Source organism: Okeania sp. SIO1H4 (genome assembly GCF_010672695.1).
GTDB lineage: Bacteria > Cyanobacteriota > Cyanobacteriia > Cyanobacteriales > Microcoleaceae > Okeania > Okeania hirsuta.
The window spans coordinates 60,205-86,073 of the sequence record NZ_JAAHGB010000007.1; the positions used below are offsets into that span (position 1 = coordinate 60,205).

Sequence of the window (25,869 nt, forward strand, 5' to 3'; positions counted from 1 at the left end):
CTTTTTGAGAATGAAGAGCTGAAAACCAGGTACTTTTTCAAGACCTAAAAAGGCTAAAACCTTTATTTGTAAATGCTTTTAGATTTAATCAGCAAGCCCTAATTAGAAGCAGAAGTCAGGAGTCAGGAGTTGGGAGTTGGGAAAAACGGAGAATTATTGAGTGGAGAGGACGTATGTAGGGGGAGACAGGGAGGCGCACAGATAGATGGACGGAGGTTTTCTCTAATGAATAGAGCGAGTAGATTGAATTAATTACTCAATTATCCAATCTCCGCGTCCCCATGTCACCGCTCCTCCCTGTCAAATCTTAAAAACTTACCCTTGTAAGACTCCCCCACTCCCTCACTCCCCTACTCCCCACTGCCTTACTCCTCAACAAACCCTATTTATCAACTGCATCTCAGATATCCAAGTACCATGAAAACCATAAGGAACTCTCTGAGGTAACATCACCCGCGCCACAGGATCTTCTCTCATATTCTGAGCATCTATTACCAATAACTCAGAACATTTATCTTTCTCATCATACACAAACGTTAGTAACCAACCATCATCCTCATCAATAGCACCTATTCTCGGCGCAAATGTTACAGAACCCCCGTAACGTTGTTCCTGAAAATCATGGGTTATTGACCTACCAGTATAAAAATCATACTTAATAATCCCATCAAACAAAGGTTGCAGTGAAGCCATCCTAGAAGTGTAAACATAACGCATCTCTCGTCCGACAAAGCGATGATTAACAGAAGGAAACTCCGATGGTCTTTTATCTAACATTCCCTCTCTTACTGCGCCAGTTTTGAGATTAAATGCCCAACCATACATTCGAGGAATATTCTCATCAGGATCTCTATCTCTAAAGTTACTAGCATAGGAATGAGTAGAACTCATCCGACAACCATACAGTATTACCTCATCCCCATCTTCATAAGCATTCAAAATATGATTGATATAGCAAGGATGAGCTTCAAACCATCGAATATCTTCATTATTCCCATACCGAGGCAAAATACCAAACCGACTTGGCACTCCCTTCTCAAAAATCCAACCAGGTAAACCTTGCTCTACTCGTTCTGGACGGAATCTCAATGGTAAATCTATCAAAATTGTATAATTTTTTGTAATGGCAAAGTCATGTGGTCCGCTGGGCACGGGTATATTAATAGGTACTATTTGTAGCAACTCACCATTACTAGAAATCAAACCATACTTTAAATAAGGGGGCGCATCAAGAGCGTAACCAAAAAATATTAATTCTCCAGTCATAGGATCGACTTTCGGATGAGAAGTGAAAGTAGAATCCAAGTAACCATCGCACAAATATGGACCAATTGTTTCTAAACTAGGAACTTCAACTGCGTAAGGCAACCCTGCTTCCCAAAAAGTTAATAATTTGCCATTGTGATAACTAACACTACTGTTAGATACATTTTTATACGGCCCGTAAGGATTACAAACTTGAGGCGGTTCTAATCTTCCACTCCAGACCGCATAACCCAAGTCTCGTTCAACTTCAAATCCTCCTGTCCGCACATAACGATTCTTATATTCTGCCTTACCACCACTAATTCTCACTCCATGCAGCATTCCATCACCATCCATCCAGTCATATTTACCTAGAGGGGTAAATTGAGGGTTAGGGCCATTACGAACATACATTCCTGACAAATCTCTAGGAAGTTCGCCTTTGATTTCTAAGTTGTCAACAGTAATTTCTTCGCTCACTGGGGCAAAGTTGCCCATCAGATAAGAATTAAACCTTGTAGTTGTGGTCATAATCTATTGCTCCTGTGGAAAAAATAAACTTGAAGGAATAGGGAAAAAGGAAAAAGGTTGACTAATTCTTTTGACCGCCCGTAGCTTCTTCCATAAGCACAATCTTGAGAGATCAAGGGTTAAATCCCCTACTTCTTAAAGTGACTTACATTCAGTGGGGTCAAATCCCTGACTAAATGCTTCCGACTTCTGTCCTAATTCCTTCCTTATGATTTTTTTAACCTTCTACTAACAGCTTATGACCACTTTTCAATTATGTATAGTGTTATAATAAAAAATTTTTAATAAAAATCATGTATAGCAGTTCCCATTTGAGGTACACGCATTCGTTTGTTGCTCTGGAGTAGGGAGTAGTAGGGACGTTGCATACAACCTTTCTACAAAGCAGTAATTCGGGAATACAGAGGATAGAAAAGAAGAAAAACAACTGTATTTCACGCTTTTTGAGAAACGCCATATCTTAATTTTTCTAGAAAATTTACTACATAACTGTGGTTTTGCTTTTTTTCACTCGCAAGGGGTATTTAAATACCATTTCTCAACAACTTTTCTACATTTTGTTGAGCAGGGGAGTAGGGGAGTGGGGGAGTAGGAGAGAAGTAAAAAGTAAGAATAATTAACATTAACTAGGCTATTTTTAGCAAAAAAGTGATTATACCTGTTTTGATTAATTAATAACTGAAGTATTACCCAAGTATAGCTTTACTTTTAGGAACTGGTATAAATGACTAAAATTCATCAAAAAAAAGAATCTCCTATTTTTGGTTCAACTAAACCATAAAGCCATAAATATTTAAACAATCATTGATATCAACTAATGAGTTTAACTTCACAAGCAGTAATAACTTTATCCGTGATAGTTTTAATCCAATTCTAGTTTTTCTCTCTTATCTTGATAGAAATCGGGGTCATTTCAATTAGTCTCCTATGGTCGGAACTGCGGACTTCAGTACCTCTAGCTGTTTGCGCAGCATTCTGTAGGAAAGTATTGGGATTGAAATCTGGAATATTCTCTTTTTCTTGGTCGATTTGATATGGCACAGGTTTCCTCGTCATCCTACCCTACGAGAATATCCGAATATCGACCGCTTTTTATTCCCTTAAAAGGGGAGGCGGATACCCACAATTTTTCGGTAATAGATTGGGGTTAAGAGCAAACTTAATAGCTGGTACTTATAATTACGATTTAGCTAATTAAGTAAAAAAAAATCTATTAAATTTCTAATTAGGGTTTGCTGAAAAAGTCTTTTTGCTGGGGTAGGAGACAACCCACCCCTCGCCCCTCCCCCTCCCAGGAGGGGAGAAATGGGAATGTAGAGGAGGTAGGAGCTAAGTTTTGTCTCTCAATTTTTCTGCCATAATCATCCCAAAATACTAGCATGCATGAGCTTTTTCCACCGAAAAGCTGGTACTTTTTTCAACTCTAAAACGCTAAAACCAACATCATATCATGTCCGGTAGCATCGGTATTGTATAGCAAAGGTAAGGAAGAAGGAAGAAGGAAGAGGAAATAAGAGGGAGGAAGGCTATTGAGCAAGAAAAAAATCTAAATTTCCTGTAGATATTCATCCTTGGGTTTACACAAACGATTGCGTTCGGACATGATATCAGTCAATACTTTTATAATTAATCAGCAAACCCTAATTAGTTGAGCTGTTAATCATTAGCTGATTTTTTAAGTATGCCGATTTTTAATGATTTGACTAGGGAGCGATCGCTCAAGATCAATGATTAAAATGTAAATACACTTGGCATAAATTTGTTACTATTCAAAACTCTTCTATTTTTGACCATTTTCTTTCTGTAGTCCAATGCCTATCTGATGATTGATATATTTTTACTTCTTTAATACCAGCATCTTTAACTATTTTCTCTACTTCAACAATAGTCAGAGCAGCTTGCAAAGAATCTCTAAATAACTTTCGTTGATGTTGATTACAATCTCCAGCGTATTTGTCTACAAGTTCCTCTTTTAATTCTGGATTTTCTGGACGAAGTAAGTCTCGTATAAATATTCCACCTTGAGGCTGCAAAACTCTTTGAACTTCTTGAAAGAATAGTAATGGCTCTGATAAATGGTGAACAATACTGTTAGAAATTACCATCTCAAAACTATGTTCTGAATAGGGTAATTTTTTGGCATCTACTAATTCTAATTTGACCTGGGATTGTAATTTTGCTTTTTCAATATTTCTCTCTCCAATAGTCAGCATATTTTTTGATAAATCAATGCCAATTATTTGCCATTCTGGTTGTTGCTGACATATTAATATCGGTATTCTGGCAGTACCAGTACCGACATCAAGAACTAATCCTTTTTTTGGGCCGATTTCTATAGAACTTTCTGCAAAGGCTTGATTGACTTCCAAAAAGTCCATTGAGTCATATTCTTCTGCTTCTTCCCAAGTGTCCATGACTTCTGGTTCTAATATTCTGTCCATAATTTTTTCTGTTTTATTGAAATTTCTACCAATAACCAAAACAAAAACACACAAATCTCGTTTTTTGTCAAATTTTCGGCTTTTATTGTTAAGCTGTCTCTAGAAAAATTGTTTTTTTGGCCAACAGATTAAAATTAAAATTACTTAATATCATACGATTTCAATATAGTTTGCAGAGTTTTTTGGCAAATTAATTACACCAATCCTGTGACTATAAAAATCATATCATAGACTCCAAATTAAGTAAATTCGTCAAATAATTGAGAATAATATCAATAACTAGGCAACTTTACGTTTATTCATAATTTACTTAACATGACAATTTTAAAATTATCTCTTCAGAAATATTTATTTTAATAATGTAAACAATAGTAGGTTAGCAAAATTCAACGTCAATGCAGAAAACTTAGATTAAGATGTAATATCATGTCTCTTTAAATAACCACTTCGGAAAAATTTAGGGAGTAGGGAGTAGGGAAGAAGGGGAAATTTGTTTGCCCAGCATTCGGACTGAAAAAATATTTCCTCAAAAAAATTTCCTCTTAAGAGAAGAACATTTTTACCCCTGGCTAATTAATGAGACTTGATATAAGTACCTTTGCGTGAATTTGGTATAATTTGATAAGCAGGTATAGCAAAAGTTCTACATAGATATAGTCATATATTGTAAGTTCAAAAAAACTAAGCAAAGAGAGAAATTTTAACCAAGCTTTAGTACGATTTAACAAGCAAACAATGTCTACAAAAAATCAGGAACTATTCACTAGATTAACTGTATAACTAGGTTCAGGTAGATTAACAAAATACAACCGATGCAGGCAAAATATAGAAAAATTCCACTGGTTATATCCTAGCTGTGTCGGTAAATTAACACTGAAAAAAAGGGGTTGCACATTATGGAATGATATTACCAAAAATTAGTTTAGACTTTGAGTAAAAAAAACCATTAATTAGTCATTCTAGTAATTATCAAATCCAAAATCCTATTCATCAAAAATATAAAATCATTCGTCACTGTGCAACGCCGAAAAAAAAGAAAAGTATCGAGAAAACAAATTTTTTCTAATAACTCTAATAGCTGGAAGAAAGTACAACACAAAGACGTTACTATCTACCGCGAAATCTTAATATTATGACAAAACAAAGAATAGAAAACTTAGTAATTATAGGTTCAGGACCAGCAGGCTATACTGCCGCTATCTATGCAGGACGCGCTAACCTCAAACCAGTAGTCTTTGAAGGTTATCAAATAGGAGGTGTACCAGGCGGTCAACTAATGACAACGACTGAAGTAGAGAACTTTCCTGGTTTCCCCGAAGGTATTACCGGACCGCAATTAATGGAACGGATGAAAAATCAAGCAGTTCGCTGGGGAACAGAACTATACACCGAAGATGTTACTTTTGTAGACCTAGCTCAGTACCCATTTACTATTAAGTCAGAGGAACGAGAAATTCAAACTTATAGCATCATCATTGCTACTGGGGCGACTGCCAAAAAACTCAAACTACCTAGTGAAGAAAAATTTTGGAATAGTGGTATTTCTGCTTGTGCTGTCTGCGATGGAGCTAACCCAGCTTTTAAGGGAGTGGAATTAGCAGTTATTGGAGGTGGGGATACTGCAGCAGAGGAGTCTATTTATTTAACTAAGTATGGTTCTCATATTCATTTATTGGTACGTCGAGACCAGATGCGGGCGAGTAAGACTATGCAGCAGAGGGTGTTAGAAAATCCAAAAATTACTGTTCATTGGCAAACTGAAGTTATAGATGTATATGGTAATGGTGTTTTGGAAGGTGTGAAACTGAGAAATAATCAGACTGGTACACAGCAGGACTTACCAGTTGGAGGTTTGTTTTATGCGATTGGTCATACCCCGAATACCCAAATTTTTCAAGGACAGTTGGAGTTGGATGAGAAGGGTTATGTGGTTACTCGAGATATGGTTAAAACTAGCGTTGAAGGTGTCTATGCTGTAGGTGATGTCCAAGATAGTGAGTTTCGTCAGGCAATAACTGCTGCTGGTAGTGGTTGTATGGGGGCAATGTTGGTAGAGAGATGGTTGTCGGAAAGAGGTTTGACACAGGAGTTTGCTCAGGAAAAAGCAACTAAGAAGTCGGATAAGGAGATAGTTGTTGATACTGTTGAGAGTTTTGACCATAATGCTACTCATCATCTGGGCGGTTATGCTTTGCGGAAACTCTACCACCAGAGCGATCGCCTAATTATAGTTAAGTATTCTGCTCCTAGTTGCGCTCCATGTCATACTTTGAAGCCTATTTTTGAGAAGGTTATACAAGAGTTTGAGGGAAAAATTCATTATGTAGAGATTGATATTGAGCAAGATCCGGAGATTGCTCAGAATGCAGGGGTAATGTCTACACCAACGATTCAGTTTTTTAAGAACAAGGGTTTGGTCGAACAGTTGAAAGGTGTGAAGCGTAAGAGTGAATATCGGCAGGTAATTCAAAATAATATTTGAAGAAGGGGCTTTGGTAAATTAGGGTATGATATTAATCTTAATTACTGAGGACTGACTCCTGAGGAGTCAGTAGGGAAGAAAGAAGAAGAAATAAGGAATAGAAGGAGAAAGTTTTTTGTTTGCTGGCGCACAATGCACGTTAACGCGGAGTGCGGAATGGAGTTCTATCCCGCTCTTATTCGGACATGATATCATACCTCTTTTCACCAACGCCGGAAGAAGGAAGAAGGAAAAAGTGGATAGGGATACTAAAAAGTTGTCGCGACCCTCGACGGGACTCCAACCAAATAATTAGTGTCGTTGCATAAGTCCTGTTCTCTTTAGAGCTTATATAGAACCCCTAACCGTATCTTTTTCAAGCTAAATTAGCTTCTGAAGTAGCTAATATCTTGAGCAATTTAGGTCTAGGTAATAGCCTTTAGTAACTATTTATATCATGTCTGCTGGGGCGCGTTCGTGTAAACCCAAAGGTGAATATCTACAGGAAATTTAAGTTTTTTATTGCCCTTAAGTATTCTTGCCTGTTCCCTGTTCCCAGTTAAGTGTTCCCTACCCTTGCTATACAATACCGATGCTACCGGACATGATATTATGCCAATAATGATTAAACCAAGAAACTGTAAGGCTTATGATTAGGCCAGGAGATCCCAAATGGGTTCTATAAATAAAGTTGCACTAGATTAACCACAATATAAAAAGATGAAAAAGATGGTATACTCGTCAAGAGTAATCTTAAGATGACTTAAAATATTAGCCAAAGATTTCAATCCTTGGTGAGCTTGGTGAGCTTGATATTACTCCTGAAAAAGACTTTTTCAGCAAACCCTATTTCTATCTACGGTGGTGGTGCATAGTAATGGAAAAAGAAGTGTGGGGAGATGGGGACCCACCCCTAACCCCTCCGGTGGAGGGGAATTTGGGGATATGGGGGGATGGGGAGTGTGGGAAAAATTAAAAAATATATATCCTTACCATTACCATGCAGGACTACCCTATCTACTACTATTACAAATTGTTAGTCGAGATATAAAAGCCAAAAATGTTTCAGGAGCTATCATTTTACCAACTCCATAACAAGCACGTCGTCGCCATATAATTACAGGTAAGTGACCTTCTAGAGCTTGCAGGTTAAAGCTAAGTTCATCATAATATTTCCAACTTTCTCCATTTCGCCATCCAACGCGGTCGCAAAAATCTCCATATTCTCCACTTACACTTTCCCATATACGTTGTTGTACGTTTAAGCCAAACAACCCGTTACTGTAATACTCCCAAAGCCAGTCAATAGTAAGAAGGTCTGTGCAGGGAAAATTTTCAATATCTACTAACTGTAGCCAACCTTCATCTTCCCGGAGGGTGACTCGCAGTAGCAACTCCCAAGTAAGTTCGTCTGCTTTTCGCCATTTTCCTGCAGCTAAAAGATTTATCAGTGGGTTATAGTCTATCCCTACTTCTGACATTGCTGCTTCTGGAGTTGCCATGGCATTTAGGTGTTCTTCAATACGATACAGAGTATCTGTGAATATTTCTGGGTTAAGCTGTTCGAGGCGATAAAGTACCCACTCTAGCTGAGAATGAAGCTGAAAGCGTTCCATTGCTGCCTGATTTAACTGAGCTTGTAGTTTATCTAGTTGTCTTTTGAGGTCCCCATTGAAATTTTGATTGTGATTTACCTGATCTACCTGTCCAAAAGGTAAACTTATGGTATTATTCTCACTATTTTTATTTTTCTGGTCTTGTACAATTTGCCACATTTGTCTAGCCCAGTTCAATTTTGCTTCTTCTTTTCGCTGGTATATTTCTGCTGTAGCAAAGAAGGTAGTGTCTGATGTTAAATCCCAACTACAAACAGAACAAAATTCTGGGAATGTGTCAATGTATTCTGTGCCACAAACAGGACATAGTACCATACTAAAGTCAAAAGTTAGAAGTTAAAAGTCAAAAGTTAGAAGTTAGAAGTTATATTTTATATCAAATCCATCTCCCCACTAAAGTCAAAAGTTAGAAGTTAAAAGTTAAAAGTTAGAAGTGATATTTTATATCAAATCCATCCCCCCATCTCCCCATCTCCCCACCTTCTTCAAACGAATACTTCAAACTACATTTGAGATTCTTGTTCTGAAGATATCTCAGAGGGTTGATACCGAGCCAAGTTATTATTGTAAGTTCCTATAAGTTTAGGCATGAGCCGCTCAACTTCTGTAGGTGTTTCTCCAAATGAAGGCCAAACCATATATAACTTTCTAAAAGCTTCTTCAATTCTCCCTTGTTCAATGTCCTCCAGAGCATCTTTTTCTCGAATCAATTCTATCGCTACACGGTCTTGATAAGTAGGGCCAAAGTTCTTAGCACCTACCATAGGAGCATAGAGGTCCCAAGATGTACTCAGAAACTGATATCTACCTGCTGCATCAGAACAAAGTTTTTCGTTATTCCTATCAATGCCACATTTCATCTCTCTAGGGTGGTCTTCAAAGCCAGAGAAATGGTCGTTTGTGTATTGACGATAATAACCTTGAGGACCTGTGGTGCCTTCTGTTACAGCGATTGTATCGAGAAAAGCTCGTATTCTGGGTACATTTATTGGATAGGCCCAATTCTCAGTTGGCTCAATCTCAGGCATAATAGCTACTGTTTCTGGCCAATTTTCATCGCCAGCATTTGCGCCCCCACCCACTTCTTGAAATAGTTTTAAGATTGCCATAAGTAACACGAAAATAATTAATAAGGTAGAAGCTAGCTGGATGTTCAACAGTTTAAACCAATTTAAGGGCTGTTTATGTATTTTCCGAGTAGTAGAATTATTTTCTGTTTTGTTTTTAGAGGGGGCTGATTTGTTGAAGTTTTTAATAGTAGGAGACAAGATCTTTTTTTGAGTATTAGGGAGTATACCGGTTTGCTGACCAAATTTTAGCAAAGAATTAATAGTTTCTAATCGTTTATTTCGATCTAATTCTCGATTATTAGAGCGAATACCCTGAATATTTGCAAAGGCTATAACATCTACTTGAGTTACTTTTTTTAGTGGCTTTTTGACAAATTTCAGGAACATTTGAGCTATATATAAATGAAATGATTTATTTATAGGAGGAATTTGTTGTAACCAGATATTGATTAATTCAATGTCTGAAATTGTTTGAGGTTTACTTCTTTTTTGTACTTGTTGTTTGTACATGGCACACCATCTGAATACTATAGAATTAAAGCTTAAAACTAATTATGCTAAGTCAGGAATATAGGGTTTCTCTAGAAGCATAAATTAAAGTTGTATTTTGACTCCCTATTGCTTATTGAAAAATGAACTGTTCGGTAAAATCTATAATTTTGTATCTTACTCCTTATGAAAATTGCTAGATGTTAAATAGTTAGATCAAATAGAACGAAGGATATTGAGATGGAAATAGGGAACAAGGAGTAATAATTAAACAACTTCTCTCACCTAATACCCGAATACTTATCTAATAGTTTGATATTTGGTTATACCGAATTAACTTAACTATAAAAATATATTATTTGAGATTTAATTTAATTTACAGCTTGTTTCATATAAGTGAGCTACATCTTTGGCAGGCAAGATGCCCGCACTACAAAGACTTTATTTAAACCCCGTCCGATCGGGCGAGGTTTTCTTAAATATTTGTACTTCATATAGCACTAAATCTGCTGTATCTCTTTGTTTTTGGCAAGTTTTCTGTTCTGCTTAACTTCAAGTTCTCAGGCAACTCCTTTGCACAAATGAAAAGTAAGTGTGTAATTCTAAGGCATCCTTTCGGTGCGGAAATGCTACGCAAAAAGAATGTAAAGCGTACTCAATAAAGTTATACCAATCTCCTAAAAACAATGTTCTACTTATTGAACACTTCAATTATCAAATAATAAGTCAGGTTAAGTAATATTTTTAGCAATTATTTGTATGAGGTAAACATATCTTATTCGTTATTTATCTACTCCATCTTTACCATTAACAAATATTTATAACTGTATTTTCCTCCTGATTTAAGAATAGCGAATTTGATCTTATACTTAAGATAACTTCACCCAACCTATTCCTCCATAACCAAAATTAAATAATTCAGGATGTAAAATTTCCGCTAAAATTTCTAAAGAATCGACTAATCTCGGCCCTGGACGATTAAAATAAGAATTACCATCTGTAATGTAAACTTTCCCCGATTTAACTACAGGTAAATCTTGCCATTCTGGACGATTAATTAACTCCATAGTATCTTGGTGAGTACGTTCTAAATCAAAACCACAAGGCATGAAAATTATAATATCTGGATTAGCAATTAATAACTCTTCCCATTTTAACCATGGAGAATGTTTTCCCACTACTCCAAATAATGAATTTCCCCCAGCTAACTTAACTAATTCTGGTATCCAATTTCCTGCTGCCATTAGCGGATTGCTCCACTCAATACAAGCTACTTTCGGAATATCATTAACTGGTAAATTTTGAGTTTTTTCCGAACAAGCTTTAACCCTATATTTTAACTGAGAAATTACTTCATTTCCATCCACTCCTAAACTCATTGCTACTTGTTCCATATCTGCCCAAACTTCTGCCAATAAATTAGGCTGTAATGAAATAATTTGAGGATGACTTTTAGTTAAATTTGCTACTACAGCTTCTACTTCTGCCAAACTAGCAGCACAAACATCACATTGAGCTTGAGTAATAATATGAGTAGGTTCTAATTTTTCTAGGGTTTCTGTTTCTACACGGTAGACACTCAAAGCTGATTGTAATAACTCCGTAGCTCGATTATGAATTTCACGACTACTTCCCTCAGGATTAAATTTAGGCTGAGTACAAACAGGCAAGTTTTGAATTTCTGGAGGATAGTCACATTCGTGACTTCTACCCACCATAGCATCCGTTAATCCCAATATTGCAACAATTTCTGTAGCACTAGGAATTAGAGAAACAATTTTTAGTTGAGGATCTATCATTTTTCTTCTTGAGTATATAGCTATCGCTTTTCTTTACTTAATAAAAAATTAAGCTTTATTATAATTGATTAGTATTTTGAGATAATAGTACTGAGAACAAACCTAAACTATTTAGCGTAGATGCCCATAAGAGATACCAAGAAAATACGAGAAGATTATACTAATGGTAATAGAAACTTTATAGCAATAAAGCTGCCGGAAGTTGACCTTAGTGGTATTAATCTGAGTGGTGCTGATTTTAGTAATTCTGATTTTAGTGATGCTGATTTGACAAATGCTAACCTTAGTGGAGTCAATCTTAGTAATGCTAATTTGAGTGGTACAAATTTAGTAGGGGCAAATTTAAGTGAAGCTAACTTAACAAGTGCTAAATTATGTGAAGCTAATCTGAGTAATGCGAACTTAAGTTGTGCTAATCTCTCAAAAATTGATGCAAATCGTGCTTTTTTGTTTTGCGCTAACCTTTCTCAAGCGAATCTAGATGGTGCTTTTCTTTTTAGTGCTAGTCTTAGCTATGCTTGTCTGATTTATGCAAATATGAAATATGTAAGTTTGATTGGTGCTAATTTAGTAGGGGCAGATTTGAGTAAAGCTGATTTAACTGGTTCATATTTAATTGTTACAGACTTGAGTAGTGCAAATCTGACTAAGGCTAATTTCAGTAAAGTCGATCTCAACAGTTCTAATTTGTCTGCTGCTAATTTGACTAAAGCTAATTTTAATGGTGCTGATTTAAGTTGGGTAAATTTACTTGATACTAATTTAAGTGAGGTTAATTTAAGTCGTGCTAAGTTAGCTGATGCGATTTTACCTGATGGTTTCAATGTTAACTACTCTGGGTCATTCAACAATCTTAAATCAAGTGTAGTTAATAAAACTTGAAGAAGGAGACAGGAGACAGGAGACAGGAGACAGGAGGAAAATTACATGGGGATTCGCTCCCCCAAGTAATGCGTGAACACCCCCGTTGACGGTGGGGTATTAAACCCACAAAGAAAATGATAATTCCAGGTATAAGGCCAGTTTGAGACTAAACTAAGTAAATCTTCTCTTCTTCTATTTCATAATTTATGGTACATGAGTGCAGGTTAGGACATTTTACTTCCTGTTCCCTTTGAACGAAAGTATTTTGTCCTAATGGTACTTATATTAAATCAGGATAATTAGTGATCAAAAAACCTATTATCTCAATAACAAGACAAATCTCCTTATTCTCCCTACTACCCCACTAACTTAATTTATAAATATTCAACCAGACATCATAATCAAAATTATACATTTTATCCAGACATGATATTATGCCTAAGTGGCCAAAAAATAGAAAAATAGATGACAGCAGCAAATACCCAAAAATTAGACGTATTTGGCGTAGGTAACGCCTTAGTAGACATCCTAGCATTTGTAGAAGAAGACTTAATCGCTAAACATTCCCTCCAAAAAAGCGGAATGACTCTGATGGATGCTCCAACACAAGGAGGAATATTGCATGACCTAGAACACATACCCTTACAAATGCGTTCTGGAGGGTCAGCAGCAAATACCATGATAGCGATCGCTCAGAGTGGAGGAACGGGTATTTTTGTGGCCAAAGTCGCCAACGATCCTAATGGTGAGTTGTACCGTCAAGATATGCTCGACTCCAAAATTGAATTTAATGTAGTTCCTACATCTACAGAAAATGGACCTACTGGTACTTGTGTGGTACTGACAACTCCTGATGCCGAACGTACCATGTGTACTAATCTGGGAGTATCTGTGAGTCTCAGTGCTAATGATATTGATGCAGAACAAATTAAGCGTTGTAAATACAGTTATATAGAAGGTTATTTGTGGACTGGACCGGATACAAAGCAAGCTTGTATTCAAGCAATGGAAGATTCTAAGCGTCAAGAAGTTAAAGTGTGTTTTACTTTCTCTGACCAGTTTTTAGTAGATATGTTTGCTGATGACTTCCGCGAAGTAGCGTCAAATTATTGTGATGTATTATTTTGCAATGCTGATGAAGCTCGTAGTTTCTGTGGAATTGAGTCTTTAGAAGAATGTGCTATTAAAATTGGGGAGTTGGTAGAAACAGCTTTTATTACTAATGGTAAGGAAGGTTGTTTAGTTGCCAAAGATCAAAAAATTACTCCTGTACCAGGGTTTCCTGTGAAAGCGATCGATACTGTTGGTGCGGGGGACGCTTTTGCGGGAGGTGTGTTATTTGGCCTTACCCATGGTTACACACCTATTCAAGCTGCACGTTGGGGAAATTATCTAGCTTCTGCTGTTGTACAAATTCAAGGTCCGCGTTTAGAAGGTTCTTGGGAAGATAAATTTCAGGAAGTAATATCATCTCCTAATTGAAGAATGTTATAGGTTTTAGGTTAATGGTTAATGGTTCAATCTTATTGAGTGTATCAATCTTAACAAGTTTGTAGACTCTACAGGTAGCTGTGGGGTTTGAAAACCCAACTGCTCCGAATAGTGCTGAAAAATTTTCTTCCTAATACTGGCGTTGCTGATTCTGGGTATGATTTGAGAATTTTGTATTTGGGATTTTTTATTTTGGATGGTTTGAACTACTTGTTAATATTAATTCCCAGATCCGGTGTTCCCTATTCCCTATTCCCTATACACCTACTTTCATACCTTAATTCAGCAATGACCTAATACTTAAGACCTAACGCTCAAAACACAATGGAAACGTAATTCCCTATTCCCTATAAACCTACTTTCATACCTTAATTCAGCAATGCCCTAATACTTAAGACCTAACGCTCAAAACACAACGGAAACGTAGCGACGATAATACACAGTATTTCAAGTTGATGAGGTACGGCAACAAAGATTTTTCAACCAGTTTTTCTGAATGGTGAGAATTTATCAAGTTAAGGACTGTACCTCATTTACTAGGAATCTGTTCTATATTTAGAGAACGACTCCAGAAGGCAAAAGTGGGAAAAACATTTCCCTGTCTAAAAGCGATCGTTAGTCTATGTTTTAACCCATTCTTTACTCTACAAAAATTATACAAGAGAGTCAGAAGACAGGACCAGTTATAATACCCCACAAATAATTTTAGGAGATTTAAACTAGAGATGTATTTCAATACGCACAGTGTGAGAAATATATCTTTGTTTTTTTTCATATCTCCCTGCTTTGTGTTTATTAGACATCTCCGAAAAAGAATAGACTTTTTGCAGAAATAGGCAACAGTTGTGCGACCCCACGGGGTTCGACAGACGCAAAGGAAAAGGCATCAAGAGAAGCAACAGGGAAGAAATTTTCTGAAAAAAAGCGCAAAAAATGCTTTATATGTGTAATGTGTAATTTCCACTTTTATGTCTATTTAATTTATAAGTATTCAATCAGAGTTGAAAAAACCATCTTCTGACTTCAATGGCAAATCTCTCCCTGCTCTCTACTTACTGCTTTTCTCCCTAGCTAAATGTAGCAAAATTTTGAGATTTGGTATTATGGCAGGGAATAGGGAATATCAAATCCGTTTAATTGCACATAGCTCCAATTTAGACAGATAGGGAATAGTGAAATTTATAGCAATACTAAAAACGTTGAAGGGTTTAGCATCCTCTACAGAGAACAGACTACTGAATTGAAGTGAGGTTGTTCAACCAGATTTCATATAACAGGCAATAATGGGAAAAGTATTTCCTTATCTAACGTTCATCATCAGTCTATTTGCTCACCAAATCGTTCCTTTCTATATGATTTAAAAATTTAGTTGATTTTAGTGATTTTGTTGAATAATTATTAAAGATTTAAGCTCAGTCTTAAAGCCAAATTAAACAACAAACAAGTTGTTTATTAAACAAGATGAAAAAAATGTAATAAAATGTGAATCAAGTGGTTCAAAAAAATAGTAATATGTAACAATATAAATAAATTAAAACTTGAATAAGCAGGCAGTAAATATTAAGTAAATATCGACTACTATCAAAAGCAAATACCAAGAGCAGTAAGTTGAGGAGTATTATAGAAATGGAAACTGCCACGAAAGATACTAAAAGCAAAGATTATCAACAACAAAAAAAGGGTCATCCTAGTGGCGATAAACGCTTTAAACAGTTAGATATTACAATGAAGCGGAATCAATATCGTCAAGATTCTTTAATTGAAGTATTGCATAAAGCACAATCAGTATTTGGTTATTTAGAATCTGATGTTTTGATGTATATAGCACGAGGTTTAAAGTTACCATTGAGTAGAGTTTATGGAGTAGCAACTTTTTATCATATTTTTTCACTTAAGCCTAATGGTGCTCATACTTGTGTGGTATGTATGGGTACTGCTTGTTATGTAAAAGGTGGTGGAGAAGTAATTAAAGCACTAGAAAAAGAATTAGATATAAAAGTAGGAGAAACAACAGCAGACGATCAAATTTCTCTGATGGCAGCTCGTTGTTTAGGTGCTTGTGGGATTGCGCCAGCAGTGGTTTTTGATGGTAGCGTCGCAGGTAAACAAACTCCAGAAGTAGTTATGGAAAAAATTAAAGGTTGGCAGGAGTAAATTTAGCCAAAAATCAACAGTCAAAATTCCATGGGTAAACATAGATATTTAAGTAAAGTTTTACCTGATTAAAAGTTGATATTTTTTGATTGTGGAAATATTTAAAGCTAGAGAAAGAATCCAGTTGTGAAGTTAGAATATTTAGGTAAGATGGAAACTAAGAAAAACCAGTAGTCCTGCATAGTAATGGTATACAAGAAACAAGGGATGCTTGGTACGGGAGCAAGATGCTCCCACTGCCGTACCTCGTAAGCAAAATAATGCAACGCACGACCATTACAATGCACCACCACCGAAAAACCATCTCACTTAATTATTTAACGATCTATTTTTACTGATTTATAAATCAAAATCAAATTCAAGGAAAGAAAAAAAAGCTATAGCACTACACAAATAGGGCGCGGACATTTATAAATGCCCAAAGTTAGTCAGGGATTACTTCTGATTTCTAACTTTTGACTTACTTCTAACTTCTGACTTGCGCTGTTAGTCAGGGATGATTTCTGACTTCTGATTTCTGATTTCTAACTTCTGACTTGCGCTGTTAGTCAGGGATGACTTCTGATTTCTAACTTTTGACTTTTGACTTTTGACTTCTGATTGACTTGCACATAGCGCTATAACTGCCGATCGCTCAATATTTATCGCTATAAATGGAGAATAATAGATGGACTATCAAGACTTGCTCGACATTGCCGAAACAGAAAAAAATAGACAAAAAAGCATTCGAGTTCACTGCTGCACATCTACAGGTTGTCAAGCTGCTAATTCTGTAGATGTAATGAAAAACATGAAAAATGCAGTTAAAACAGCAGGGTTGGAAGAACGTGTCGAAGTAGTAGGAGTAGGTTGTATGGGATTTTGTGGACGCGGTCCCCTGGTACAAATAGACCCCGACGACACCCTATACGAAGAAGTAGAACCCGAAAACGCTGCCAGTATTATCGATGCACTCAATGGGGGGACCACCGAAGTCATTAAAGGCGACTCCCAACACCCATTCTTTTCTCATCAACTCCGCATCGTCAGGGAACACACAGGCAAAATTAATCCCGAACGCATCGAAGAATATGTCGCCGTCGGTGGATATCAATCTCTGTACCATGCTTTACATGAAATGACTCCCAGTGAAGTCGTGGACGAAATTACTCGTAGTGGTTTGCGCGGTCGGGGTGGTGGCGGTTATCCCACTGGTTTAAAATGGGCAACCGTTGCCAAAATGCCAGAAGGTCAGAAATATATTATCTGCAACGGTGATGAAGGCGACCCTGGTGCATTTATGGACCGGAGCGTATTAGAAAGCGACCCCCATTTAGTATTGGAAGGAATGGCGATCGCTGGTTATGCTGTGGGAGCAAATCACGGTTTCATTTACGTTCGTGCTGAGTATCCCCTCGCCATCCAACGGTTACAAAAAGCTATTCAACAAGCAAAAAAATACGGACTCTTGGGTAGTCAAATATTCGACTGTCCTTTTGACTTCAAAATTGATATCCGCATCGGTGCTGGTGCATTTGTTTGTGGGGAAGAAACCGCCCTCATTCAATCAGTGGAAGGCAAACGTGGCAACCCCGTACCCCGTCCGCCATATCCTGCTCAGTCTGGACTTTGGGGATATCCAACTCTAATTAATAACGTGGAAACTTTCGCCAACATTGCTCCTATTCTGAAAAAAGGTGCAGAGTGGTACGCTAGTATTGGCACTAAAAATAGCAAAGGCACAAAAATATTCGCTCTCACAGGTAAAGTTAGAAATAACGGTTTAATTGAGGTACCGATGGGAATAACTCTGCGGGAAATTGTTGAGGAAATGGGAGGTGGTGTTCCTGGTGGGGAAGTGAAAGCGGTACAAACAGGGGGACCTTCGGGTGGCTGTATTCCTGTTTCCATGATTGACACTCCTGTAGACTATGACTCTCTGAGCAAAGTTGGTTCCATGATGGGTTCGGGTGGTATGGTGATTATGGATAAGGAAACTAGTATGGTTGAGGTGGCGCAGTTTTACATGGAATTTTGTCGTGGTGAAACTTGTGGAAAATGTATTCCTTGTCGCACTGGTACGGTGCAGTTATATGCTTTGTTGACTAAGATTTTGAATAAACAAGCGACTTCTATAGATTTGGAAAGGTTGGAGGAGTTGTCTTATGTGGTGAAGGATACTAGTTTGTGTGGTTTGGGAATGACTGCACCTAATCCGGTTTTGAGTACGTTGCGCTATTTTAAGCAAGAGTATCTAGATTTATTGCAGGAGTCGGAGTTTTCTAGCAATGGTAAGGTATTAACTTAGGAGTCAGGAGTCAGGAGTCAGGAGAGAAGAAGGAGGTGCGCTATTAACTTGAAATGATATTAGGAGTCAGGAGAATGTAGGAGATGGCGATCGCCTTGCTAGAGAAGTCAACTAACAGAGCATTTGGATGAGAGAGTAACCAAAATGTTAACTCCCTAAATATTTAAGTGGTTTATAACAGTTGAAAAGCTCTGCAATTTTACTTTTAGAAGAGGTGTAATATCAAATTAGCTTAGTTCGTTCTAAAAAAATGTTATCTTCACGAGCGCCATTGCCAAAACTTTCTTAATCTCCCCATATCCTCATCTTCCCCTCCTGGGAGGGGTTAGGGGTGGGTCTCCACACTATGAATCTAGTTATACCAATGCTACCGGATTTAATATAATATTAGGAGAAAAAAAATATGTCAGTAAAAACGTTAACTATTGATGGCAATCAAATTGCAGTGGAGGAGGGAACTACTATTCTTGAAGCTGCTAAGGAAGCGGGAGTTCACATTCCCACTCTCTGTCATTTGGAGGGAGTGACGGATATTGGTGCTTGTCGGTTGTGTCTGGTAGAAATTTCTGGGGTGAAAAAATTATTGCCTGCTTGCGTAACTCAAGTTGCGGAGGGAATGGAAATTCAGACTCAAACTCAGAAATTGCAAGAATATCGACGGATGTTGGTGGAGTTGTTATTTTCTGAGGGCAACCATGTTTGTGCAGTTTGTGTTGCGAATGGGAATTGCGAATTGCAAAATATGGCAGTAGAGGTGGGGATGGATCATACTCGGTTTCCCTATCGTTTCCCAGATCGGGGAATGGATCTATCTCACAAACAGTTTGGTATAGATCATAATCGTTGTATTTTGTGTACTCGCTGTGTGCGGGTTTGTGATGAAATAGAGGGAGCGCACGTTTGGGATGTGGGAAGTCGTGGTGCTGCTTGTTATATTGTTTCTGGTTTGAATCAACCTTGGGGAGAGGTGGATGCTTGTACTGCTTGTGGTAAGTGTGTGGATGCTTGTCCCACTGGTGCAATTTTCCGTAAGGGGGCAACGGTAGCTGAAATGGAGCGCGATCGCTCTAAGTTGGAATTTTTGGTCAATGCTAGGGAGAATAAACAATGGACAAGGTAAATGAAGTCTGAAGTCTGAAGTCTGAAGTCTAAAGTTAATTTGTTTGATTTCTATTTTGGCTAATCTATTTATTGTGGATAGTAAAAGGTGTTTTAGAGCAACTATTGAAATTATAGTTAGAGACTGAATTTATAAAATTCCCTGTTCCCTATTCTCTATTCCCTATTCCCTACTCCTTATTCCCTAATTAAAGGTATTAATTATGTCGAAAAAAATAAAGTCTGCCACAGTTTAGTAGGGTGCGTTGCAACGCACAATTAATTACAGATAACAGATAATTGCCTAGCGCTGTAAAAGTAGCGATAACCTAATAAAAATCAAGCACGCAAGCAAATACTATTCCTTTGAAACAGAAAATTTGAGTGCTTTTATATTCCCTGTTCCCTGTTCCCTATTCCCTGTTCCCTAATTAAAGGTATTAATTATGTCAAATAAAATAAAATTTGCCACAGTTTGGTTAGCTGGATGTTCTGGTTGTCATATGTCGTTTCTCGACTTAGATGAATGGTTGTTTGAATTAGCAAATCATGTCGAGGTTGTTTATAGTCCGGTTGGCAGCGATATTAAAGAATATCCAGAAAATGTAGATGTTTGTTTGGTGGAAGGAGGTATTGCTAATCAGGATAATTTAGAAATAATTTTTGAGGTAAGAAAAAAGACTAAAACGTTAATTTCTTTTGGTGATTGTGCTGTTACTGCTAATGTGCCAGCTATGCGAAATATGCTTGGTGGTACTAAACCTGTTTTAGAAAGAAGTTATTTAGAGTTGGCAGACGAAAATCAACAATTACCAAATGCGCCGGGAATTGTACCAGAATTACTTGATAAAGTTCGACCAGTACATGAAGTTGTTCCAGTGGATATTTTTATGCCTGGATGTCCGCCTTCTGCCGATAGAATTAAGGCTACTTTAGAACCTTTATTAAAGGGTGAAATTCCAAAAATGCAAGGTCGAGAAATGATTAAGTTTGGGTAAAATAAGAAGGAGTCAGGAGACAGGAGTCAGGAGACAGAATTAAGCTAGGGTAGGTTGGGTTAAGCGGTAGCGCAACCCAACAGATATATATTGAAGAAGGAGTCAGGAGACAGGAGTCAGGAGACAGAATTAAGCTAGGGTAGGTTGGGTTAAGCGGTAGCGCAACCCAACAGATATATATTGAAGAAGGAGTTAGGAGACAGGAGTCAGGAGACAGAATTAAGCTAGGGTAGGTTGGGTTAAGCGGTAGCGCAACCCAACAGATATATATTGAAGAAGGAGTCAGGAGACAGGAGTCAGGAGACAGAATTAAGCTAGGGTAGGTTGGGTTAAGCGGTAGCGCAACCCAACAGATATATATTGAAGAAGGAGTTAGGAGACAGGAGTCAGGAGACAGAATTCAGCTAGGGTAGGTTGGGTTAAGCGGTAGCGCAACCCAACAGATATATATTTTTGTTAGGTTTATCTTCCGGATAAGCTCGGCGAACATTCCTCAACTGAACCCACAGTATTAGTTAGTCAAAAAAAACTGATGAAAAAACACAAAATAAGTCTGATTTTAACTGTTATATCCTGTGGAATTTTAATACTTTTATCTTTATTAAATACTCCCCCATCTTTAGCTACCCAACAAGCAAGAATTTCTCAAATTATTGATGGAGATACTTTAGAAGTTACCATGTCACAATGTCGCATTCCTTGGGAAGGAAATTCACAACGATGTCGGCTACAACTTGCTTGTATTGATGGACCAGATTATCGAGATAGTCCGTTTTTTGAGGCTGCTAAAAGTAGACTTGAAACATTAATTCCTAGAGGTACAATAGTATTAATAAACGATACAGGAAAGAGTAGTCATCAACGGATAGTTTCAGAAGTATTTAAAGATCATACTTCCATTAATTTACAACCAGCGAAGGAAAAGCTTCCCTTTTCTGTAAACATCTAAATGATACTTGTCCTAGTTCAAAAACTGCTTATATTAATGCTCAAAATTCTGCCAAACAAGCAGGTTTAGGTATCTGGAATTCTCGAAAACCTTGGCAAAAAGCCCGCACTTGTAATTAGAAGAAAACTGATAAACAAAGTAGAGGTAGCTTTGAGAAATAAATTTTATAATATTCTCAAAACCTAGTGCCACTACACAGAAGTTAAAAGTCGTAGGGGCGTTAACGATAGTTATGCGAAGCAAATGGCATTCGCCCTCAAAAATATTGATTGGTAAGGCTTTTAGAATTTTGTAACTGGTTAGTTATTTCTGCCATCCTACACTAGAGTTTAATTTAAGTAAGTTAGGTTTTGTTTCCTCAAGCAAAACTACTAAAATTATTTTCTTGTTTCCTTTTTATCAAGGGCAAATTTTAACGCGAACCTAGTAGATAGACACAGCTAAAATGGTGCATTAGATTCAATTCAAAAGTCAAAAGTCAAAAGTCAAAAGTAAGAATTTTTAAGTTAAAAGCTAATGCACAGTTTTAGCTGTGTCACGCCACTACTAAGATTACTTTCTTGTTTCCTTTTCATCACATTAGTTACTTACTCACAAAAATAGCTTTGACAAATTTATCAAAATCTAGAGATTATTTATTTACTAAATGGAGAGAAATAAACTATGTCTAAAACAATAGTCATCGACCCAGTAACTAGAATCGAAGGTCATGCCAAAATATCAGTAATATTAGATGATGCGGGAGAAGTATCCGACTGTAGATTTCATGTCGTAGAATATCGTGGCTTTGAAAAATTTTGTGAAGGGCGACCCTTTACAGAAATGGCAGGAATAACAGCTAGAATTTGTGGAATTTGCCCAGTAAGTCATTTATTAGCTTCTGCTAAAACAGGGGATAAAATTCTCGCAGTGCAAGTTCCTTCCGCAGGAGAAAAATTGCGCCGAATGATGAATTTAGGGCAGTTAACTCAATCCCATGCTTTAAGTTTTTTCCATCTTAGTAGTCCTGATTTTCTATTAGGTTGGGATAGCGACCCAGCTAAACGAAATATCTTTGGTTTAATGGAGGAAAATCCAGATTTAGCTAGGGCAGGAATTCGACTTCGGCAGTTCGGTCAAACAGTCATAGAATTATTAGGAGCTAAAAAAATTCATGCTGCTTGGGCGGTACCTGGTGGTGTACGTTCTCCCTTATCTGAAGAAGGGCGAAAATGGATAAAAAATCGTCTCTCAGAATCTTTTGAAACTACTAATATTGCTATTAGTTTGTTTAAGGGTTTATTAGACGATAAACTGAAAACTGAAGCCGAAGTTTTTGGTAAGTTTCCATCATTATTCATGGGATTAGTTGGCGCAAATGGTGACTGGGAACATTACGGCGGAAAGCTCAGGTTTACTGATAGTGAAGGTAATATTGTTGCTGATAATTTAAGCGAAGATAATTATCAGGAATTTTTAGGGGAAGCAGTGGAAAGTTGGTCTTATTTGAAGTTCCCTTATTACAAACCAATGGGTTATCCCGATGGAATTTATCGTGTCGGACCTCTTGCTCGTTTAAATGTTTGTTCTCAGATAGGTACAGAAAAAGCAGACCGAGAATTAAAAGAAATGCAAGAGCGGGTAGGTGGTGTTCCTACTTCTTCTTTCTTTTATCATTATGCTCGTTTGATAGAAATTATTGCTTGTTTAGAAAGAATTGAACAATTGATAGATGACCCAGATATTGTTTCTCCTCGCACTCGCGCTACTGCTGGTATTAACTGTCTGGAAGGAGTGGGAGTTAGTGAAGCGCCAAGAGGTACTTTATTCCATCATTACAAAGTAGATGAAAATGGAATTATTCAGAAAGTAAATATGATTATTGCCACTGGTCAAAATAATCTGGCAATGAATCAAACTGTTACTCAAATAGCCAAACATTATATTCACAATAATCAAATTCCAGAAGGAATGTTAAACAGGGTTGAAGCAGGTATTCGAGCTTACGATCCTTGTCTCAGTTGTTCGACTCATGCAGCAGGTAAAATGCCATTACATATTCAATTAATTGCGGCAAATGGCAATATTTTAGATGAAGTTTATCGGAATTAAAAGAAGGAAGAAGGAAGAAGGAAGAAGGAAGAGGGAAGAAAATTATCGATATAAAATTAACATCCTAGAAGTATCAATAGGGGTGAAAATTTCCAACTCCCCATCACCAAAAATATCTTCCTGTAAAACAAGGAATAAATCAGAAGGAAGAAGGAAGAAGAAAGAAAATTATTAATATCAAATTAACTTCCAAGAAGTATTAGTAGGGGTGAAAATTTCCAACTCCCTATGGCAAAAAATATCTTTCTTTTTGTTTTTTCTTGATGGCAAAGATTGACTTTTGACTTCACCTATACTCACCTGATTCTTAGATGTAGCTTATGGCAATTAAAAGAAGGAATAAGCAAGAAGGAAAAAAATTATCAATATAAAATTAGCATCCAAGAAGTATCAGTAGAGGTAAAAATTTCCAACTTCCTATCGCCAAAAATACAACATATTCCTCCCATAAATAAGAAGTATAGAGATTAACAATTAAATATTTGTAGTGTGGGCATCTTGCCCGCGATGGATGTATCTCACCCTTAGTGGAATCTGTTGTATCTTTCTTTTTGTTTTTTCTTGATGGCAAAGATTGACTTTTGACTTCACCTATATTCACCTGATTCTTAGATGTAGCTTATGGCAATTAAAAGAAGGAATAAGCAAGAAGGAAAAAAATTATCAATATAAAATTAGCATCCAAGAAGTATCAGTAGAGGTAAAAATTTCCAACTTCCTATCGCCAAAAATATCTTCCTATTTGTTTTTTATTGAGAGTTAAAATTGACTTTTGACTTTACCTATACTCACCTTCTTCACTGTTAAATTTTTTTCTTTATTCTCTTAACTCTTTCTGACCAACTATTTTTATACCAATTTGAAAAAAGAATGCTAGACTTAGATGAAACTTCAATTATTAAGTAATTAATACAGGTAAAATAACCTTTTTGATAATTATTAACCAGTTGGTGTTAATTATTATTATGTTTAGTTCTCCCCTACTCCCCCACTCCCCTACTCAAGAATGAACTATGAAAAAAGAAAATTTATATCTTTGTATGGGTTCTGCTTGTCATCAACTAGGAGTTTATGAAGTATTGCCCAAACTTCAAAGTATGATTAGCGAATATCACCTAGAAGACAAAATAGAATTAAAAGGTTCATTTTGTTTAGAATCTTGTAGTGATGGAATTGTAATGAAATACAAAAACCAAGTATTCATCAAAATTAACCCCGAAAATATCGAACAAAAATTCCAAGCAGAAATCTTACCCACTATCAATAAACCAAAGGAGTAAATTATTTTGACTAACGAAAAAAATCTCTGGCAAATCCTCTGGGAATATGACCCCAATGGCTTAATTGTTGTTGACACCCAGATGAATATTACTCTAGTTAATCCAGCATTTTGTAAAATGTTTAATGTCAACCAAACAGAGATTATTGGTCAACCAGCATCTATAGTTTTAGAAGATTTAGCAGACTTTCAAAAAGTCTGGGAAAAAGATGAAGTAATTCGAGGAAAAGAAAAAAAATATAAACCTGAAAATCAAGCAAATTCTGAAGCAGATATTGTATATGTCAAAGAAGTAATTTTTCCCATTCGCGACCAAAATTTAATTGCTTGTATTATGGTTGATATTACCTATGAATGGCAACGAAAACAAGAAATGATTAATCTGAGAAACGAAACAGTTAGTAAAGTAAATGAAGTAGTCGATCATCAGATGAAAGTAGTGCAAGAAATTGCTGGTTTATTAGGAGAAACAACTGCTGAAACAAAAGTCAGTTTATTAAAAATTATCAAAATGGTAAATCAAGAGACTCTCTAATCAGGCAACAGGCAACAGGCAACAGGCAACAGTGTTATTATCCACATAAGTCCTAACCAACTCATTCTTTGCTATAACATCTCCAGTTTAATATTAATTATGTCTGTGAAAATGGGTAATAAATAATTGATAATAAGCTGATAGCTGACCGAAAAATTTGGGTAGTTACGCCTCCTCTTTTAACAAGATAAAAAAAGAAGATTCCGTATTTCAACTCTCCTTATTGTACAGGTACTGGTAACTGATTGATATATATAGCAATCCTAAATCATTTGTGATAATTTTATCAAAATAATTGGGTCGCGCAACCCTGCCTTTAAGGCGAAATATTTTTGGAGAGTTGCTCAAATACCCGTTACAAAAATAACTTCTGACTTCTGACTTCGTTAATGCTTAGGTGTTTCTTCCATATCTGTTCCCTGTTCCCTTTTCCCTGTTACCGAATAATTAATAATTAATAATTAAATAATT

Annotated in this window: 19 protein-coding genes; 14 read left to right on the top strand and 5 right to left on the bottom strand. The window is 36.6% G+C overall.

Features of this window, described 5'->3' with window-relative positions; genetic code table 11:
• Positions 1-372 precede the first annotated feature (372 nt).
• Positions 373-1,776, bottom strand: coding sequence for a carotenoid oxygenase family protein (locus F6K06_RS07835; protein ID WP_124144592.1), 1,404 nt, complete (start codon positions 1,774-1,776; stop codon positions 373-375).
• Between the two features lie 1,232 nt (positions 1,777-3,008).
• Between F6K06_RS07835 and F6K06_RS07840 the strand changes: the two genes are divergently transcribed.
• Entirely contained in the window at positions 3,009-3,137 is a 129-nt protein-coding gene (locus tag F6K06_RS07840) for a hypothetical protein (protein ID WP_275670348.1), read from the top strand.
• Between the two features lie 408 nt (positions 3,138-3,545).
• Here F6K06_RS07840 and F6K06_RS07845 read toward each other — a convergent pair whose 3' ends face one another.
• Complete coding sequence (locus F6K06_RS07845) at positions 3,546-4,217, bottom strand: class I SAM-dependent methyltransferase (protein ID WP_287243047.1); 672 nt, start codon at positions 4,215-4,217, stop codon at positions 3,546-3,548.
• 1,132 nt (positions 4,218-5,349) lie between these two features.
• On the opposite strand from F6K06_RS07845, the gene trxB reads away from it, so the two are divergent.
• Both trxB and F6K06_RS07855 read left to right on the top strand, forming a co-directional pair.
• The gene (gene trxB / locus F6K06_RS07850) at positions 5,350-6,699 is read left to right on the top strand and encodes a thioredoxin-disulfide reductase (protein ID WP_124145706.1); all 1,350 of its coding nucleotides are present in this window, start codon (positions 5,350-5,352) and stop codon (positions 6,697-6,699) included.
• Between the two features lie 185 nt (positions 6,700-6,884).
• A complete protein-coding gene (locus F6K06_RS07855) occupies positions 6,885-7,007 on the top strand; it encodes a hypothetical protein (protein WP_282433639.1) in 123 nt (40 codons plus the stop codon).
• 684 nt (positions 7,008-7,691) lie between these two features.
• Here the strand turns inward: F6K06_RS07855 and F6K06_RS07860 are convergent.
• From F6K06_RS07860 to F6K06_RS07870, 3 genes are all read right to left on the bottom strand, one after another.
• Positions 7,692-8,609, bottom strand: coding sequence for a GUN4 domain-containing protein (locus tag F6K06_RS07860; protein ID WP_287243049.1), 918 nt, complete (start codon positions 8,607-8,609; stop codon positions 7,692-7,694).
• Between the two features lie 188 nt (positions 8,610-8,797).
• Positions 8,798-9,874, bottom strand: coding sequence for a glycoside hydrolase family 104 protein (locus F6K06_RS07865; RefSeq protein ID WP_287243051.1), 1,077 nt, complete (start codon positions 9,872-9,874; stop codon positions 8,798-8,800).
• Positions 9,875-10,722: 848 nt separating this feature from the next.
• Positions 10,723-11,652: a cobalamin-binding protein gene (locus F6K06_RS07870; protein WP_287243053.1), complete on the bottom strand. Its 930-nt coding sequence runs from the start codon at positions 11,650-11,652 to the stop codon at positions 10,723-10,725.
• 120 nt (positions 11,653-11,772) lie between these two features.
• Between F6K06_RS07870 and F6K06_RS07875 the strand changes: the two genes are divergently transcribed.
• From F6K06_RS07875 to F6K06_RS07925, 11 genes are all read left to right on the top strand, one after another.
• Positions 11,773-12,534, top strand: a complete 762-nt coding sequence (locus tag F6K06_RS07875) for a pentapeptide repeat-containing protein (RefSeq protein WP_287243055.1) — start codon at positions 11,773-11,775, stop codon at positions 12,532-12,534.
• Between the two features lie 447 nt (positions 12,535-12,981).
• Complete coding sequence (locus F6K06_RS07880) at positions 12,982-13,998, top strand: adenosine kinase (RefSeq protein WP_124145700.1); 1,017 nt, start codon at positions 12,982-12,984, stop codon at positions 13,996-13,998.
• A gap of 1,635 nt (positions 13,999-15,633) precedes the next feature.
• The gene (hoxE, locus tag F6K06_RS07885) at positions 15,634-16,161 is read left to right on the top strand and encodes a bidirectional hydrogenase complex protein HoxE (RefSeq protein ID WP_124145699.1); all 528 of its coding nucleotides are present in this window, start codon (positions 15,634-15,636) and stop codon (positions 16,159-16,161) included.
• 667 nt (positions 16,162-16,828) lie between these two features.
• Positions 16,829-18,448 carry a NuoF family protein gene (locus tag F6K06_RS07890; protein WP_124145698.1) on the top strand — a complete coding sequence of 540 codons (1,620 nt, stop codon included), beginning with the start codon at positions 16,829-16,831 and terminating at the stop codon, positions 18,446-18,448.
• 403 nt (positions 18,449-18,851) lie between these two features.
• Positions 18,852-19,568: a bidirectional hydrogenase complex protein HoxU gene (gene hoxU, locus F6K06_RS07895; protein ID WP_124145697.1), complete on the top strand. Its 717-nt coding sequence runs from the start codon at positions 18,852-18,854 to the stop codon at positions 19,566-19,568.
• Between the two features lie 424 nt (positions 19,569-19,992).
• A complete protein-coding gene (locus F6K06_RS07900; RefSeq protein WP_124145696.1) occupies positions 19,993-20,544 on the top strand; it encodes an oxidoreductase in 552 nt (183 codons plus the stop codon).
• A 532-nt stretch (positions 20,545-21,076) separates the two neighbouring features.
• Positions 21,077-21,493, top strand: a complete 417-nt coding sequence (locus tag F6K06_RS07905; RefSeq protein WP_124145695.1) for a thermonuclease family protein — start codon at positions 21,077-21,079, stop codon at positions 21,491-21,493.
• A gap of 663 nt (positions 21,494-22,156) precedes the next feature.
• Positions 22,157-23,584 (top strand): Ni/Fe hydrogenase subunit alpha, encoded by a 1,428-nt coding sequence (locus tag F6K06_RS07910; RefSeq protein WP_124145694.1) that lies wholly within the window; start codon positions 22,157-22,159, stop codon positions 23,582-23,584.
• Positions 23,565-23,759, top strand: coding sequence for a hypothetical protein (locus F6K06_RS07915; protein ID WP_124145693.1), 195 nt, complete (start codon positions 23,565-23,567; stop codon positions 23,757-23,759). The genes F6K06_RS07910 and F6K06_RS07915 overlap by 20 nt, the downstream gene beginning before the upstream one ends.
• 838 nt (positions 23,760-24,597) lie before the next feature.
• On the top strand, positions 24,598-24,864 hold the full coding sequence (locus F6K06_RS07920) for a (2Fe-2S) ferredoxin domain-containing protein (protein ID WP_124145692.1): 267 nt from the start codon (positions 24,598-24,600) through the stop codon (positions 24,862-24,864).
• 6 nt (positions 24,865-24,870) lie between these two features.
• Positions 24,871-25,398: a PAS domain S-box protein gene (locus tag F6K06_RS07925; RefSeq protein ID WP_338043207.1), complete on the top strand. Its 528-nt coding sequence runs from the start codon at positions 24,871-24,873 to the stop codon at positions 25,396-25,398.
• The last annotated feature ends 471 nt before the right edge of the window (positions 25,399-25,869 follow it).